General features: G+C 68.2%; 17 protein-coding genes and 5 pseudogenes. 14 read left to right on the top strand and 8 right to left on the bottom strand.

What is annotated here, in order from left to right; translation table 11 throughout:
- Positions 1 to 98: 98 nt before the first annotated feature.
- From ACIRA5_RS35740 to ACIRA5_RS35715, 6 genes and pseudogenes are all read left to right on the top strand, one after another.
- Positions 99 to 611: a nitroreductase family protein gene (locus ACIRA5_RS35740; protein WP_403698154.1), complete on the top strand. Its 513-nt coding sequence runs from the start codon at positions 99 to 101 to the stop codon at positions 609 to 611.
- Positions 589 to 1434, top strand: a complete 846-nt coding sequence (locus tag ACIRA5_RS35735; RefSeq protein WP_403698090.1) for a nitroreductase family protein — start codon at positions 589 to 591, stop codon at positions 1432 to 1434. Before ACIRA5_RS35740 ends, ACIRA5_RS35735 begins: the two co-directional genes overlap by 23 nt.
- Positions 1397 to 1783 carry a hypothetical protein gene (locus ACIRA5_RS35730; RefSeq protein WP_403698088.1) on the top strand — a complete coding sequence of 129 codons (387 nt, stop codon included), beginning with the start codon at positions 1397 to 1399 and terminating at the stop codon, positions 1781 to 1783. Before ACIRA5_RS35735 ends, ACIRA5_RS35730 begins: the two co-directional genes overlap by 38 nt.
- A 40-nt stretch (positions 1784 to 1823) precedes the next feature.
- Positions 1824 to 2546: pseudogene (locus tag ACIRA5_RS35725) on the top strand (YcaO-like family protein); the annotation flags it as partial.
- Between the two features lie 84 nt (positions 2547 to 2630).
- Complete coding sequence (locus ACIRA5_RS35720) at positions 2631 to 3920, top strand: TfuA-like protein (RefSeq protein WP_403698086.1); 1290 nt, start codon at positions 2631 to 2633, stop codon at positions 3918 to 3920.
- Between the two features lie 167 nt (positions 3921 to 4087).
- A pseudogene (locus tag ACIRA5_RS35715) lies at positions 4088 to 4504 on the top strand (hypothetical protein); the annotation flags it as partial.
- A gap of 21 nt (positions 4505 to 4525) precedes the next feature.
- On the opposite strand, the gene ACIRA5_RS35710 reads toward ACIRA5_RS35715, so the two are convergent.
- The 4 genes from ACIRA5_RS35710 to ACIRA5_RS35695 form a co-directional block, all read right to left on the bottom strand.
- Entirely contained in the window at positions 4526 to 5422 is an 897-nt protein-coding gene (locus ACIRA5_RS35710; protein ID WP_403698085.1) for an aminoglycoside phosphotransferase family protein, read from the bottom strand.
- 156 nt (positions 5423 to 5578) lie between these two features.
- Entirely contained in the window at positions 5579 to 5755 is a 177-nt protein-coding gene (locus tag ACIRA5_RS35705) for a hypothetical protein (RefSeq protein ID WP_403698083.1), read from the bottom strand.
- Positions 5756 to 5862: 107 nt separating this feature from the next.
- Positions 5863 to 6711 (bottom strand): class I SAM-dependent methyltransferase, encoded by an 849-nt coding sequence (locus tag ACIRA5_RS35700; protein ID WP_403698082.1) that lies wholly within the window; start codon positions 6709 to 6711, stop codon positions 5863 to 5865.
- 76 nt (positions 6712 to 6787) lie between these two features.
- Positions 6788 to 7057, bottom strand: a complete 270-nt coding sequence (locus tag ACIRA5_RS35695; RefSeq protein ID WP_403698080.1) for a hypothetical protein — start codon at positions 7055 to 7057, stop codon at positions 6788 to 6790.
- Between the two features lie 347 nt (positions 7058 to 7404).
- On the opposite strand from ACIRA5_RS35695, the gene ACIRA5_RS35690 reads away from it, so the two are divergent.
- Positions 7405 to 7608 carry a hypothetical protein gene (locus ACIRA5_RS35690; RefSeq protein WP_403698078.1) on the top strand — a complete coding sequence of 68 codons (204 nt, stop codon included), beginning with the start codon at positions 7405 to 7407 and terminating at the stop codon, positions 7606 to 7608.
- A 45-nt stretch (positions 7609 to 7653) separates the two neighbouring features.
- Here ACIRA5_RS35690 and ACIRA5_RS35685 read toward each other — a convergent pair whose 3' ends face one another.
- Positions 7654 to 8115 carry a hypothetical protein gene (locus ACIRA5_RS35685; RefSeq protein ID WP_403698076.1) on the bottom strand — a complete coding sequence of 154 codons (462 nt, stop codon included), beginning with the start codon at positions 8113 to 8115 and terminating at the stop codon, positions 7654 to 7656.
- Positions 8108 to 8854 (bottom strand): hypothetical protein, encoded by a 747-nt coding sequence (locus tag ACIRA5_RS35680; RefSeq protein ID WP_403698074.1) that lies wholly within the window; start codon positions 8852 to 8854, stop codon positions 8108 to 8110. Before ACIRA5_RS35680 ends, ACIRA5_RS35685 begins: the two co-directional genes overlap by 8 nt.
- 557 nt (positions 8855 to 9411) lie before the next feature.
- On the opposite strand from ACIRA5_RS35680, the gene ACIRA5_RS35675 reads away from it, so the two are divergent.
- Together ACIRA5_RS35675 and ACIRA5_RS35670 are read left to right on the top strand one after the other, a co-directional pair.
- Positions 9412 to 9891: a hypothetical protein gene (locus ACIRA5_RS35675; RefSeq protein WP_403698072.1), complete on the top strand. Its 480-nt coding sequence runs from the start codon at positions 9412 to 9414 to the stop codon at positions 9889 to 9891.
- Positions 9892 to 9954: 63 nt separating this feature from the next.
- The gene (locus ACIRA5_RS35670; protein ID WP_403698071.1) at positions 9955 to 10137 is read left to right on the top strand and encodes a hypothetical protein; all 183 of its coding nucleotides are present in this window, start codon (positions 9955 to 9957) and stop codon (positions 10135 to 10137) included.
- 59 nt (positions 10138 to 10196) lie between these two features.
- On the opposite strand, the gene ACIRA5_RS35665 is transcribed toward ACIRA5_RS35670, so the two are convergent.
- Positions 10197 to 11042 (bottom strand): DUF3626 domain-containing protein, encoded by an 846-nt coding sequence (locus tag ACIRA5_RS35665; protein ID WP_403698152.1) that lies wholly within the window; start codon positions 11040 to 11042, stop codon positions 10197 to 10199.
- Positions 11043 to 11413: 371 nt separating this feature from the next.
- Between ACIRA5_RS35665 and ACIRA5_RS35660 the strand changes: the two genes are divergently transcribed.
- Positions 11414 to 11545, top strand: coding sequence for a hypothetical protein (locus tag ACIRA5_RS35660; RefSeq protein ID WP_403698069.1), 132 nt, complete (start codon positions 11414 to 11416; stop codon positions 11543 to 11545).
- 787 nt (positions 11546 to 12332) lie between these two features.
- Positions 12333 to 12476 (top strand): annotated as a pseudogene (locus ACIRA5_RS35655) (transposase); the annotation flags it as partial.
- A gap of 19 nt (positions 12477 to 12495) precedes the next feature.
- On the opposite strand, the pseudogene ACIRA5_RS35650 reads toward ACIRA5_RS35655, so the two are convergent.
- Positions 12496 to 12682: pseudogene (locus ACIRA5_RS35650) on the bottom strand (transposase); the annotation flags it as partial.
- Between the two features lie 235 nt (positions 12683 to 12917).
- On the opposite strand from ACIRA5_RS35650, the gene ACIRA5_RS35645 reads away from it, so the two are divergent.
- From ACIRA5_RS35645 to ACIRA5_RS35635, 3 genes and pseudogenes are all read left to right on the top strand, one after another.
- The gene (locus ACIRA5_RS35645; protein WP_403698067.1) at positions 12918 to 14444 is read left to right on the top strand and encodes an FAD-dependent monooxygenase; all 1527 of its coding nucleotides are present in this window, start codon (positions 12918 to 12920) and stop codon (positions 14442 to 14444) included.
- Positions 14445 to 14727: 283 nt separating this feature from the next.
- Positions 14728 to 14859: pseudogene (locus ACIRA5_RS35640) on the top strand (IS5/IS1182 family transposase); the annotation flags it as partial.
- Positions 14822 to 15451 (top strand): transposase, encoded by a 630-nt coding sequence (locus tag ACIRA5_RS35635; protein ID WP_403698151.1) that lies wholly within the window; start codon positions 14822 to 14824, stop codon positions 15449 to 15451. The pseudogene ACIRA5_RS35640 and the gene ACIRA5_RS35635, both read left to right, overlap by 38 nt.
- The last annotated feature ends 2 nt before the right edge of the window (positions 15452 to 15453 follow it).

The following is a 15453-nucleotide window of genomic DNA, read 5'->3' as shown; positions in this document are numbered from 1 at the left end:
CGACGTCCTCGACCTCACCACCAGCCCGCGACGCCGACTGACCACTCCGGACAGCGCCGCATGCACCCCCGGACTGCTCGACGAACAGGCGGTCAGTCCTGCTGTCCCACACGGCGGGCCCCCGCGAAGCCGCCGAAACAGACGGCGGCTCTCCGTCGCGCTGGTCCCCCAGCGGCGGCAACCGCGCCTCGGTCCAGCTCTTCCTGCTCACCGAGGAGCACTGGCCGGAACTGCCGGGCACCGTCTTCAAGTACGACGACGGCACCCTGATCGCGGCTCGCGCGGACAAACCGTCTCTGCCCGAACTCCTTGCAGGCACCGGCCTGGACGGACGGCCGGTGCGGGCCGCGGTGGTCGTCACCGGAGCGGTGCACCGGCTGCGGAACAAATACGGTGACTTCGCCTTCCGACTGACCCACCTCGACGCCGGCTGCGCTCTGGCACAGGCGGCGCTGGTCGCGGCTGAACTGGGCCTGAGAGCCGAGCTGGTGACCGGCGACATCGGTGACCTTGCCGGGCGGCTGGACCTCCATCCCGCCGATCAACTGGCGATCGGAATCATCGGACTCTACGGAAGGGACACCGGCGATGCCGCTGCTGGATCAGCATGACGTGATGGACGAGTTCGTCTCGCAACTCGCCGCTGCCCGGCCGGTGCCGGTGATCGGCTCGGCGGCCCGGGCGGTGCCGCTGCCGACCGATTCAGTGGGGGAGGTGCTGGCGGGCCGCCGATCGGTACGGTCCTTCGCCGACCGCCCGATCGCCGCCACCGACCTGTCCGAACTGCTGGGCACCGTACTGGCCGCCGAGCGCGACCGTTGGCCAGTACGACCGACGGACGATCTGACGGTGCTGGTGCAGGTCTACCGTGTGCGGGGGCTGGCCACCGGGTGGTACGAGGCCGCTACCGATGGAAGCCTCACCGTGGTCGCCGGGATGCCGCAGTTGCCCGATACGGCAGCGCAATTCGACGACGCCCCAGCGGTGTTGTCGTTCGGCGGCGGCCTGCGGACCGCGGTGCGTCACGCGGGTGTCGCCGGATACTCCGACCTGCTGGTGCGAGCGGCTGCACTGGCCCACAACTGCTGGCTGCTGGCGATCGCTCGCGGACTGGGCGGATGCCCGCGCGGCCGCGCGCAGTACGTGTCCACCGCCGCGTTCGTCGCCGGACACCCTGGTCATCGACACCTCCTCAGCCTGACCCTCGGCCATCCCGGACCGGAACCGGCCCGGCCCGGCCCGGCCCGGAATCCTCCGCCGATGACCGGGCAGCGGCTCGTTGAGAGCGACCGAAGCCGGGGCCGTTGGGGCAGCCACGACGGCCGACGCGCCCGGTGTCACCGAAACCGGTGTCACTGCGCCGGGTGTCGCCGTATCCGGTGTCACCGCGACCGGTATGCCCCCCCCCCCCCCCGCAAGCCCAGTATCCGATGACGAGTCCGGCAAGAAGGCGTACTTCGCGGGCACGCACCGTACGTGTCCTCCCGCGCAGACCTGGGCCCGGATCGCCCCACTGCTGACCGCCGCAGGTGTCACCCGGATCGCCGATGTGACCTGGCTGGACGACATCGGCATCCCGGTCTATCAGGCCATCAGCCCGGCGAACAACCACCTCTCGGTGTACCAGGGCAAGGGCCTGGACCACATCTCCGCGAAGGTGTCGGCGGCCATGGAAGCGATCGAACGCTGGCACGGCGCGAACCTGGACACCCGGCCCGACCACACCGTACCGCCGAAGATGTGGAGCCCGAACTGGGCTACCGGCTCGACGAACTCGCGCTGAACCGCGGCACTGCCTCAACCCGGCCACCCGGCTCGCGTGGCGTACCGCGGTACGGCTCGACGACGGTGGCCGGTCACTGGTGCCGCTGGAATGCCTGAGCCTGGACCGCCGAGTCGGGACACGCTGGCGACCGCCGCGGTTCGCCGCCACCAGCAACGGCCTGGCCAGCGGAAACACTCGCGACGAGGCGGTGGCGCACGGTCTGTACGAGGTGATCGAACGGGACGCGATCCACCGCAGCACCTCTGCCGTGCCCATGCCCGCCGTCGACCCGGCCACCGTCCCGCCGCTGGCGGCCGGGCAGCTGGAGCAGTACCGGGCAGCCGGGGTACGGGTCACGATCACCGTCCTGGCGACGCCCCTGCGCGTCCCCTGCTTCAGTGTGACCATCGTGAGCGACGGCTTCCCACTGCCGGTCTACGGCTACGGCTGCCACCTCGACGCACGGGTCGCCTTGTGCCGGGCGCTCACCGAAGCCGCCCAGGTCCGGGGGTCGGTGATCGCCGGTGCCCGCGACGATCTGGACGACCACCTCTACGCGAGGCTGCGCCGGGCCATGGCCGGTATGGCCGTGCCGGTGCCGCTGACGGGGCCGCCGGGAGAATGGCCGGTGGTCGACTTCCGCACCGTCGTTTCCGAGGTGGTGCCCGGCCACCGGGCGGAGTCCGCCCTGCTCGCCGACCGGATCAAGGCCGTCACCCGCGCAGTCCGCTCATGGTCGAGCACACCCGCCACGAAGTTGGCGTCCCGGTCGTGCAGGTGATCTGCCCAGGACTGTCGATGCCTGCCGCTCTGTGAGGCCACCTGTGTCCAAGCGCTATCTGTTCTCGGCCCCTCGGCACCCGATGTGGTGCCACCGCCCGGGATCGAGCTGCGACCGCCGGTCGCCGCCGGTGATCTGCTGGCCCTCCCGCTCGCCGCCGGCGACACCGTCGGCATCGTCGACGGCTTGTTCCACCAGGTCCGGGCGGTGCCGCACAAGGAGATCCTCGCCGTACTCGGCCGTGGTGTCTCGGTGCTGGGCGCGGCGAGCATGGGGGCCCTGCGCACCGCCGAACTCGACGTCTTCGGCATGCGCGGAGTGGGCCAGATCTACCAGGATTTCCGCCGCAGGCGCCTGGAGGCCGACGACGAGGTCGCTCTGCTGCACGGGCCGCCCGCAAGCGGCTACCGCGCCATGTCCGAACCCCTGGTCACCATACGTGCCGGTCTCGCGGCGGCGGTATGGGAAGGGGCGTGCGCACGGACAGCGGCCGAGCAGATCGTCACAGCCCTGCGCTCACTCCCCTGTGCACTGCGCTCCTACCGGCGGTTCCCCGGGCTCGCTGCGGCAACCGGCCTTGACCCGGACGAACTGGGCCGCTACCGCGCACGCAACCGTCAGGACATCAAACGCGCCGATGCGCTCACCTTGATTGAGCGACTGCGCACCGCCGACCCGAGCGGCGAGCCGCGCGTCGGCCCAGTGCCCCGTACTGTGCTCCTGGCCGAGTGGGAGAACCGGGCGCGCCGCCCGCCCGGCGTGCCCGCGGACTATCCCGACAGTCTGGCGGCGTCGCGTGTGCTGCAACTGTTCTCGCCCGGCTTTCCCGCGGTCCGCCGCGACCAGGTCCTGGCGCTACTGGCGCGTGAATGCGCCGGCTCCTGCGGTCTCCCGCCCACGGGGGACGACGCCGCGGTCACCCACGGAGTGCATCGCAGGGTCTACCCGGACCCGCACGAGCACCCGGACGGTTTCGGATTCCTGCGTTCATGGCTCACCGACGAGGAGGCGGCCTGCGGCGACCGGCACCATCAGCTGCTGCTGTTCCTGTCGCACAGCCTCGGAACCGGTCCCGGGTCCGGCTGCGACTCGGTCCTTCTCGACCTGCTGGAACCCACCGACGAATTCGCCGGGGCGATACGCACAGCCGCCTCCTGTCACCAATTCACCGACGAACTGTGCAGGAGCAGACCGGAGTTCACTCCGGATCGGATCTCGCCTCAACGGATCACTGAACTGCTGCTCGAGCGATGGGGCGTCAGCCGCACCGCCACCGATCTCCCCGCGCTAGACCGCGGGTTCAGCTCCTTCGCGGACGCGATAGACGCCGCCCGCCCGTACTACCCGCTGGGCAGGCTCACGCCGAAGACCTGACGACAGGGACGGACGTGCTGCACTGTGTCTCGCTGGGCTGTGGCCGACGATCTCTGCGCTGCTTGGCCAATGCTCCTTGAGGTCGAGGTTCTCGTGGTACAGGTTGACCGTCACACTCCGACCATGGCCCGCTCGCGGGCAGCGCCGCAACCTTCGACTGTCGCGAGCGCGTGATCAAGCAGACGCTCGGCTGGACCGCGCCTGGCTGGGTGTTTCCGCTGTGGCGTTGGGAGGCCAGGTAGGCGACGAGGTGTGTCCGTCACCCCGCCGCGGCCGACTTGTGGACCTGGCTGATCATCGCCGCGCACACCCAGCTCCGCCTCGCCCGCCCCCTTACCGAGGACCTACGCCGCCCCTGGGAACGCTCCGTGAAGACCGAACGGCTGTCCCCAGCCCGCGTCCGGCGAGGGTTTCGCAACCTCCGCCGGAGGGCGGCCCGTCCCGCAGCCGCACCGAAACCGGGCAGGCGCGGCCCTGGGCGTCCACCCGGCAGCCGCAACCAGCACAAGGCCCGCATCCAGGACGTCGGTAAGACTGCGAAACGCGTCGAAACGATCAAGGAACACGAACAGCAGCGAGGTTAAACGGCAAGCAAAGAGCGCGCATCAAACGCCCTTCAGAACACGATCAAGTGCCGCCCGGCCTACAGGTCCCCAGTTCGGCTTGCCGCCGGGAAGACCCCGATCTCCGTTCTGCCCCATGAGCATCAGGAAGAGACTCTTCATCGCGGCCAGCCCGCGGGCACGCCGGATCGCCTCCTCGTCTGCATGCGCGTACACGTCGAAGAACCGTGAGGCCGTGCCCGCGGGTAGCAGCACCCATGCGGCGGCGAGGTCCCACGCCGGGTCGCCGGCGAACATGTCACCGAAGTCGACGATGCCGGAGAGCGTTCCGTCCGAGACGACGACGTTCGCGGGATGGAGGTCGCCATGCACCCACACAGGCGGGCCCTCCCACGCCTGGGCCGCAACCGCGTCGTCCCAGACGGCCCGCACGTCGGCAGCAATGTCGTCGGGGGCAACGGCCTGGAAGAAGTTCTCGAAGCCGTCCATGCAGTTCCTGGGATGGGCACCACGGTCCGTAGCGATCGGCGCCTCGGCGGGCGCCTCCACATGGAGCGCCCGGAGGAAGCCCGCCAGCGTGTCGGTCGCGTGGGCGCCGCGGCTGATCGAGCCGTGGTCCAGCGGCTCGCCGGGAACCCACGTCATCACGGTCCAGTGCTTGGGGAAGCGCTCGGACGGTTCGCCGAACCGCACCGGAGTCGGCACCGGGAGCGGCAGGCGCGGAGCCAGCACGGGGAGCCACCGCCTCTCCTTGAGCTGGAGCTCCGGGGTGGGGTCCATGCGCTGCATGCGCACGGCCAACTCGTCCCCGAGACGCCACATCTGGTTGCCCCAGCCGCCCGCCACCTCGCGGATGGCCAGCCCTGCAAGGTCTGGATGTTGCTCCTGCAGCAGGTTGCGGACCAGGTCTGCGGTGATCTCGATCTCGGTGTCGGTCATGCGAAGTCACAGTACTGAGGCGGCAGGCGGAGCGGCTCTCGCTCCGGAACATCTCGCTGTGATTCCTTTGGCATCACCGATTCGGTTGCAGAGAGCTGCAGATCAGAGGCTTTGGGACGCCCGGCCCCCAAGTTCAGAGAAGCCTGTGTCAGATGCTCACTCCTTCGACCCGATCCGGCCCAACGGGCACGGCTCATCGACATCCGCGACAACCTCGTCGCCCGCATCACCGAGGCCGGGCGCGAAGGCTGGCTCGGCGAGGTAGAGGGCCTGCAGGTCAGCCTCGCCGACGCCCAGGACAAGCTCGAGCAGCTCAATGCCGAGGCGGCCCACCGATCCAGTGCGGTCAACGCCGCATGCCAGCCTTCGGCCAGATCGCCCTCGGCACCCGGAAGCCGAAAAAGCACTCCACAGCTGCTGACTAGGCCGCGGCCGGCAGTTCAGAGATCGGTCCCTGGCCCGCACTCGGCACGCTGTCCGACACGCAGGACACTCAGATAGCGACGTGCTGCTCGATCGCCCATCCGCGTGCGGATGCGCTCGGCGATGGCGTCGAGCAGCGGCTCACGGACATCCCGGTCGAGCCTGCGATACAGCGACAACGAGCGAAGATGATCGGCAAAGCCGTCCCCGTCGAACCACTGATCGGTTGGATACCAGCGCACGATCGTCGGGCCGAACAATCCTCCGGGATTGTCGACCAGGCCCCACCCCTCGTCGGTGGTGCGCACGTCGTCCTCCAACGGCGGATGACCCCAGCCGGGGTTCCCCGGGCAGAACCGCTCGTGGAGATCGGCGGTCTCGGCGTACACCTCAGGCTCTCCCGGCCGGCGGACAACGACGTGGCCGAGCAACGCCGTCCACCCTCCGGGACGGAGCACGTCGTGCGCTCGCCACCAGCCGATCGACGGGTCGACCCAGTGCCACGAGGACGCGGCCACAAGAACATCGAAGCGCCGACCGCGGTCGTCCCACTCCTCAAACGTCGACGTCTCAACTTCGACGTTGCGGAAGGAGGCGATCCGCTGGCGAGCAAGTGCAGCCATGTCCGCGCCCGGCTCGACGGCGGTCACAGAGCATCCGAGCGCTGCCAGCGAGCGCGTCGCCTGTCCGGTACCGCAGCCCACCTCCAGTACCGACGACCCTTCGTCCGTGCCGGTGACGGCGACAAGGTCCGCGAACAGCTCGTCGGGGTACCCGGGCCTGACACGGTCGTAGAGTTGCGGCACCTCATTGAACACCCGGCCGAGGTTCCGTGGATTCGGGTGCGCCTTCGGGTCATCAGTCACGAGCGCACAACCTATGAGGCTCGTCCATGAAGACGCCACTGGTTTGCCGGCAGCCGCTGACGTTGCCGCCGGTAGTTCAGAGAAGGTCGGTGTACAGCTTGGTGGTCAGCTGAAGCCCGCAGCCTCCGAGCAGCAGCCCGCACCAGAACGTGTCGCTCCCGTGACGGCGACGGAAGGCATCCAGCTCGATCGCCTCCAACGGCAGCATCAGCGGCTCCTCTGAGTCCGCAGCGCCCAGAACCGCCGTCTCTATCTGCCGCCTGTCACCACGCACGAAACCCCGCCTTTCATCCCAACTCAGGGTGCTACCCACGCCGTTGGCCTCGCAGACGATCGACGTGCTCACCCCGTCGTACGTAGCGGGGCAGGATGTTGCCCGCACCCGAGGGCGCGAAGTTGGGACCATCCCCGCGGGTGCGGGGAGCAGGAGCCGCTCATCGCGGGTGAACCACCCCATCGCAGCCGCCTCACCTCTCTCCGGCCTGTCGCTCATAGCTTGGCCCACTCGCACGCTCCGTGAACATCGCATCGACAACAAGGAGTTGCCCCGTGCAGTCCAACGACAACACCGGCCGTAGCCGCCAGGAGCTCGCCTACGTGCCGTTCCCGAAGGCGCCGCCCAAGAAGCCGCGGTTCACCGTGCCGCGCACCTGGTGAACGAAGGCGTGGGAAAAGGACGGAGTTCTGAGCACCATGTGGGAGGACCTCCTCAGCACCCTCGACGGCGGCTTCCGGTACATGGCCCGCTGGCTGCGGACCGTCCTCGCGGTCGCCGGGATTCCCTTCGTCGTGCTGCTGGCCAGGGGCGCCGTCGAAGTCGTCTTCCAGACGCTGCACCAGCTGCTCACCGCCGTGCCCAAAGTGCAGGTCGGCGTCGACACCTCCAATGGCGTGTAGCAGCCGATCCCGACGTCGCTGACACACCTCGGCCAAGCTGCAGCCCTACACAACCTCGGGCCCGTCAGTGGTGCCATCGGGATTCCGTCCGAAGGCGCCCGCAAGAACGGCAGGTACATCCGTCCCGGGGACGGCAGCACGCACCTGCGCCAGGACTGGCGGGAAATCCTCATCATCGACAGCGCCCTGGTACTCCTGGCGCAGCCGGTGGATGACCTCGACCAGCTCGGGTCGCAGTTGCATCCAGGCGCGAGACGTGCGGATTTCCTCCTCGACCCGGTCTATGAACCAGCGCATGACCTCACATGGAATATCCAGGTGCCGCCCGTGCGGATCGAAACAGACCGTCGGCTCCCGCGCCGGGTCCTCGTCGGGAACGACCGCGGTCACCAAGGTCCGTTGATTGCGGACGAGGTCCAGCTCCAGGTACCAGGCGTCGTCGGGCACGGAGTACATCGCGATGATCGCGTAGTCGCCGTTCGAGTACACGACCATCGTCTCAGCCATTCCTGTCGATCTTCGGCGATGTGGCGCAGACCTTGGCGTTCGGCGTCAGTCGCAGCCCGGCCATGGCAAGGAAATCGACGAGGCCGATCCAGTCGCCGTTGGTTCCGTCGTCCCAACTGGTCCAGAGTCTCGACTCCTCGCCGTCCCATGTGTCCGTGTCTTCGCTCGGATGCTGCTCGACGGTTCCCTCGCCGTGCCGGTACCGCAGGTACAGGTACTGACCCCTGGTTGTCCACGCATCCCACTGTGATGGACAGGCCCCGCACGTCTGCACCACCCGCGCAATGGACACACCCTCGAGCAGGTGAGCCTCGACAGCGCCCAGGTGCTGATCGTGGGCGATGACCAGGTCGTCGTCGAGACCGAGCAGGCGAACGCTCCCGCTGGGGAATTGAAGCGTGAGGCCGGCCGTGAACTCGACACGGCCGTCGTTGTAGCTGATCTCCCGAACCGAGCGGACCGGCTGTCCGACGAACCGGGTCAGCGGAATGTCTGATGAATCGTTGACCACCGAGACGTTGCCGTGCTCCGCCATCGCATACGGCCCGTGCGGCTGGTCGACTCGCAGCGACAGCCCGGTCCCGGGAGTGTGGAACAGTACCGGGCCCAGTTCCTCCAGGTGCAGCCACAGGTGCAGTAGCGACGATTCGTCGTCGGAGTAGTGATGCCAACCCGTGGTCACCTGCACCAGCCGCTTCCCAACCAGGTCGGCGGCAAGCAGCTCCCTAGCGTCGATCACCAGCCGATGCTCGCACGGCCTTACCACCGGCACACCCGAATTCTCGCGTCCAGTGTCCGGGGGGCCACCACAGGACCTGACCCGTTCGGTCAGGTCAGCGCTGAAGCGCGTTCACAACATCGCGCAGCATGCCGCCGGCCTTCCCGTCGCGGCCTCCACCGTCTACACGCTGTGGCTGCTCACCGACATCGTCGGCCTGGTCCTCGGCTTCCTCTCCCGGAACAACGGAGTGCGCGCGATGTGGACCGGACTCCGTCGGCCACTCGGAGATCACCCATGGACTCCTCGATGACCTGCCCCAGGACGCAGCCACGCGCCACGTCCGCGACCTGCTGGTGCACGCCTAGGTACTCCCCAAGCGACAGGAATACCTCAACCAGCTGGAACTGTGGTTCCGCAGGACCGCCCAGGACCTGCCGGCCGCACACATAGAGATCATTCGGCCCTTCGCCGAGTGGTTCGTCATCCGTGACGCCCGCCGACGCGCAGACCGCGGACGCTACTCGCTTAACGCCGCCACCGGCGACCGTAACGAGATCCGCGCTGCGATCGAGTTCATGCAGTGGCTCGACAGACAGCAGATCGAGCTCACCCGCCTCGCGCAGCCCCACCTCGACATCAGGCTCACGCAGGCCAAGACCTCCCAGCGACGGGCGAATGCCGCCTTCATCAGGTGGACGAACAAGCGCGGTCTGACCCAGAACCTGGAGTATCCCGGGCGTCCGATGAGCATGCCGGTGCTCTTCCTTGACGATGAGGAGCATGAGGACCAGATCCGTCGATGCCTGACGGATGCCTCACTGCCTCTGGAACTTCGGATCGTCGGCGCCTTGATCCGGCTCTACGGCCTGCCCCTCATCCGCATCGTCCACCTGACGACCGACCGCTTCCATCAGGACGAGCGCGGGGCCTACTTCACCTTCGACAAGAACCCCGTGCTTCTGCCGCCGACGCTGGCTCGTCTCATCGAACAGCAGATCACCACAGGCCGGTCGCGCGCAGCCCTGGGACCGCTTACCACCAGCGAGCATCCCTAACTCCTGCTACCCGGCCAGCCCGCCAGCCGCCCACGCAGCCCAGAGGCGCTGTCGGGACAACTCATGAAGCACGGCCTGCCCACCATCGCCGCCCGCAACACGGCTCTGTTCGGCATGGCCGGGGAACTACCGTCGATCATCATCAGCGACCTCTTCGGCGTCCACCGGAACACCGCGACCCAATGGGCGGCACTCGCCCAGAACAGCTGGGCCGGCTACCTCGCGGCCCTCAGGGCTACCGAGTGACGCCCCATCAGGTAATTGCTCAGCAGTCAGTCTGTCCGGCCCCGAGGCGGCGTTGCTGGTCAGCAGGCGGTGTGCTCTCCGAAGCGTGCCAGGCAGTGCCAGACCTTCTTGAGGTCCTGAAGGCCGTATCGGCCGGTGCGGGCGGCATCCCCGATGATCTTGGGGTTGAGCAGGCCATCGACGGCGATCTCAGCACCCAGGTCAACGTATTCCTGTCCCCGGTAGCTTGAGTGACGCCGTAGTTCAGCCACGCTGAGGCGGAAGCCTGGATGCCATTCGATTGGGCACGGGAGGCGGTGAGCTGCGAATTCAACCTCTGTGCCGCGATAGCTGGGGTCCAGCACCAGCGCCTCGACGTCACAGTCGAACCTGACCCGTCCGTGAATCTGTGCCTCGATGTGACAGTCCAGGGCGTCCAACTTGCCCGCCTCAGCCAGTCCGATGAGCGAGCAGCGGTCGGCTATGCCGAAGTCGGAAGGCTCGGTCGAACTGTCGGGGTAGCAGAACGTGGTGCGTCTCAGGGTCTCGGTGGTGAGTCTGAAGTACGAAGAGCCGAACCGCGGTGCTCCACCGACCGGATCACGGCGGTAGTTCAGCGCACCGTATACCGGGCGCTGGTCAGCCGGGGCCTCGTCGTACGCACCGCCAAAAATACGACTCTCCCAACGCCACCGGTCTCCACCAGGATGAGCGGTCAGACCACCGTTGCTCGTGCCTGTCACGAACTGCGACCGGTACACACCGTCTTCCACCATCTGGGCAAGGATCGGACGATCCTCTGCGGGACGATCGGGATGAAAGTGCATCGTCACCCGGAGATCCCCAGCGAGCGGCCCCCCTCCACATGAAGCCGCGACATGCAGCAGAGCCTTCTCCTGAAGCGATACGACGATGTCAGCACCCATGCGTGGAGTGTGCACGGACGGCAACGTGCAACGCACGTCAGTTTGCAAGACACCGGCAGCCTTGCTGTCGGCGTACGGCAGCGAAGGCTTTTCCACGTCAGGCAGGTTGCGGTTGACCGCGCGTATTGCCGGTCCGATCCGCCAATTGCAGCTATAGTCGCCCGCCGCCTGACATCGGCCGGCCGCAGACGGCCGAGCAACACCCGCCAGTGCATCAGAAGCTGTCCGCATTCATCCGTACGCGGCTGACGCACATCGAATAGCGCAGGGTCGGGACACCGCCTCTTCACCAGTAGGCCAGCCCTCCCACCAGCCGCCCCATCGCTGCCGGGCTCGCCGTCCTCGCCTGGAGGTTCCTGTCCGCATTCGCAATGCGCGGCCTGACCCTGCGCCGCCGTGTCCGCGCCGCACGCCCGGCCAAGGTCGTCGTCCGGCCCGAGATCCACGTCCCGGTTCCGGCACCGGCGACGCCCGTCGACAACGGCTGCTCATTCCGGAACTGACTTCCGGTCGCTCCGCCCGGTCCTCGCCCACCCGCCCCGGGCGTGCGAGGACTGGACAGGCCGACCGGCCGCCTCGCACCGCGCCCGCCGACGAACCGCCGGCGGGCGCGGTGCTTGCTGTCCACCGATCTGGCGGAACCGCTCGTGCTCATCCCCAGACCGCGCCGCCGGATGGGCCGGCCTTGCCTCCACCGGCCCGGCCTCCGCTACCCGCAGCGCCCCGACCGGCTGCCCGGCGCCTGGAGGCAGTGATACCGCGCCCCCAGAAGAAGCGCCGCCGCCGCGAGACGAAGCGGGTGCCGCGCAGCGAGGCCCTGCTGCCAACTGGAGTTCACGCGGGTTCCCCCGAGAGATACGGCCGTCACATCAGCGCAAGTACGCAGGTGAGCACTCTGCATCGGACGGAACGGCGAGCGCACGAGGTTCTCGCACTCACAGGCACATTCCGCGAGCGGAGCCAGGAACTTGCCCGTGAGTGCGGGAATTCAGAAGCCGCGCGTCAGGCAATCCACGCCTCGCCGCTTCGATGCCGGTCCAACCCCACGGCTGAGAACTCGTCCTCGCCGGCGCTTACCGCTACGCCCAACCGCCGCAGCGCCTGAGAGATCGGACTGCCAGCAGACGGAAACGGCTGGCTCTCCTCCACGTGGAGCGGTCCCAGCATGATCGTGCTGCCATCCCACACTGCCGCCCGTTGCTCGCCCACACGGCCGAAGTACTCAGCTTCCACGTAGGCCACCGGACCACCGGCTGACCAGTCAGCAAGGGTCTTCTCGCCAGCCTTGGGGCAACGCCCGTCGACTCCCAGTCCGTCAAGGCGGACGCCGTCGTCGGTGCCGAGAGCCGCGGCTTCGACGGCGGCAAGCAGATCAACGGGCGCAAGCGGCACGTCGTGGTCGACACGCTCGGCCTGCTGCTGGGCGTGATTGTCAGAGGTGGTCGCGTTCGGCGCGGACGAGCCGGAGCCGGGTGTGCGCTGCGATGACGAGCCAGGACCAGCGGTCCCCGGCCCCGGGGGTACGGATCTCCGGGGACGGGCAACAGCTCGGCGTCGCCGGGCAGCCAGTCGACTTCGAGACGGATCAACGTGCCCTCGATGATGGCTAGTTCACCGTCGTGGTCGATCCATGCATCCTTCCAACACCTCGGGCAGGCTCTGGATGGTCAGCCCGTACAACGACACGGTTTTCAACGAGCTGATAGGCGCTTTGACCGGGGTGATCGGGCGGCGTAGCCGTGGTGTCGGTGGCGTATCGGCGGCTGTCGCTCCGATGTCGGCGGCTTATCGGCGGCCTGTCGGTGGGGCCTGGCACCTTTCCAGAGATCCGGCCGGTGCCCATCCGGCTGATTGGTTTCGGAAAGAGGATCTCACGTGCATGACGTAGTGATCGTGGGCGCCGGCCCAGTTGGTCTGTTTCTTGCCTGCGAGCTTGGTCTCGCGGGCTGTTCTGTCCTGGTGCTTGAGCGGGAGCCGGAGCTCGGCTCCCCGTGGAAGTCGAACCCTCTCGGGATGCGGGGCCTGTCCGCCGCGTCGGTCGCGGCGTTCTACCAGCGCGGAATGCTGCACCCGCTGCTGACGGCATCGGGCGGCAACGACGATCCCGGCGCGAACCCCGACTCGGACGAACCGGCGCCCCCTCGCATCGCGGGCCACTTCGCCGGCATGATGCTCGATCCGGCGAAGGTCGACGTCGCCGCCCTGCCGTTCCGGCTTCCCAGCCCGGCACTGGAGGGCGTGTTCACAAGCCTCGAAGCGGTCGAGACGGTGCTGTCCGAGCGGGCATCCAAGCTCGGCGTGGAGGTCAGGCGCGGCGTCACGGTCTCAGGCGTCGCGCAGAACGATGAGAGCGTGGTCGCACAGGCCGGCGAGGACGAGTACGTGGCGCGCTGGCTCGTCGGCTGCGACGGCGGACGCAGCACGGTGCGTGGGCTCGCGGGCTTCGAATTCGTCGGCACCGAGCCCCAGTTCACCGGCTACACCATGCACGCCGCCATCGCCGATCCCGAGAAGCTGCGGCCCGGGTTCGGGTTCAACCTGACGCCGATGGGCGTGTACCTCCAGACGCCAGTGGAGGGGCACATCGGCATGATGGACTTTGACGGCGGCGCGTTCGATCGCTCGCAGCAGCCGACTCGCGACCATCTCCAGGCGGTTCTGCGCCGCGTGTCCGGCACCGACGTGACACTGAGCGACGTCCATCTCGCGTCGACCTTCACCGACCGGGCGATGCAGACGACGACCTACCGGCAGGGACGCGTCCTGCTCGCGGGCGACGCCGCGCACATCCACTCCCCCCTCGGCGGGCAAGGGCTCAACACCGGCATCGGTGACGCCATGAACCTGGGATGGAAGCTCGCGGCGACCGTGCGCGGGAACGCGCCGGACGGACTTCTCGACACCTACACCCGCGAGCGCCATCCGACCGGCGCAAAGGTGCTCGACTGGTCGCGCGCGCAGGTGGCGGTCATGAGGCCGGACCCGCATGCCCATGCGATGCAACGAGTGATCCTCGACCTGCTCGGGACCCGTGACGGAACGACCTACGTGTTCGAGAGGGTGTCGGGATCGTCGAACCGCTACGACCTCGGCAGCGAGCACCCGCTGGTCGGCCGCAGCGCCCCGGACTTTCGTCTTGAGGATGGCACTCGCCTCGGCGACCTGATGCAGGACGGACGAGGTGTCGCGCTCGATTTCAGCATCGACCGGCGCCTGCACGGTCCGGCGACGGGCTGGGTGAGCCGGATCCGGTATGTGACCGGGCCAGCGAGAAACGACCTCGGATTCGGAGCCGTGCTTGTCCGACCCGACGGCATAGTCGCCTGGGCAGGTGATCGCGCCCCTGACCGTGAAGCGTTTACGCGGGCGGCCAGCCATTGGTTCGGTAGTCCGGCAGTCTAATAAGCAGCTGTTGTCGTTCCGATCTTGAAGGGTGCGGGTCGATTGGGAGTCTCGATCGCGTGATCGCAGCAGGCCGCGGGCATGAGAACAGGGCCTCTTGGTAGCTCGGGGTTGCGAAGCCAACCGAGATTCGGGAGACCCTGTTGCCGCAGTCGTACGCGCTCGCGCTGGTGGAGTTCAACTCGGCTGCACCGACGTGTGACTGTGTCACTCACCGGTTCGGGAATGCGGCTGATCACCCGGTACGTGCTCGGCGGTATCCCTCGGACATGACAAACGCGGAATGGGCCGTGGTCCGGCCACTGCTGCCGGTGCCGGGCAGCCGGAGGCGTATTGCCACCGGGCGATACTCGGCGCGATCCGTTACCTGGTCGACGATGGCATCAAGTGGCGGACGATGCCTGCCGACTTCCCGCCGTGGGACCGGGTCTACGCGTTCTTCCGCGGCTCGCGCGACCACACCCTGGTCAAGGAGTTCCACCCGGCTGCGCGCCATGGTCCGCGAGAAGCCGGGCCGCGATGCGGAGCCGACTGCGGGTGTGATCGACTCCCAGTCCGTCGAGGCGGACACCGTGGTCGGCGCCGAGAGCCGCGGCTTCGACGGCGGCAAGCAGATCAACGGGCGCAAGCGGCGCGTCGTGGTCGACACGCTCGGCCCGCTGCTGGGCGTGATGGTCACCACCGCGGACACTGGCGACCGCACCGCCGCTCACATCCTGCTGCGGCACGTCGCCGAGCACACCACCGGCTGGCCCTGGTCTGGGCTGATGGCGGCTGCACACCGGCAGCCTCGTCGAGTGCTGCCCGGCCGCTCTCGCGCTGGTCCTGACGATCGTCAAACGCAGCGACGGCCACAAGGGGTTCGTGGTGCTGCGGAGGCGGCGCGGCACTGCCCAAGCGGTGCATCGTCGAGCGGTTCTTCGCCCACCTGCTGCGCACCCGCCGCCTGGCGCGCGACTACGAGCGCCGCACCACCAGCGCCGAGGCGATGGCCTACTGGTCGATGACC

It is taken from the genome of Streptomyces sp. NPDC096311, from assembly GCF_044763085.1.
Classification (GTDB): Bacteria; Actinomycetota; Actinomycetes; order Streptomycetales; family Streptomycetaceae; genus Streptomyces.
Note: the sequence above shows the minus strand (reverse complement) of the source record. Positions and strands in the feature narration are given on the sequence as shown.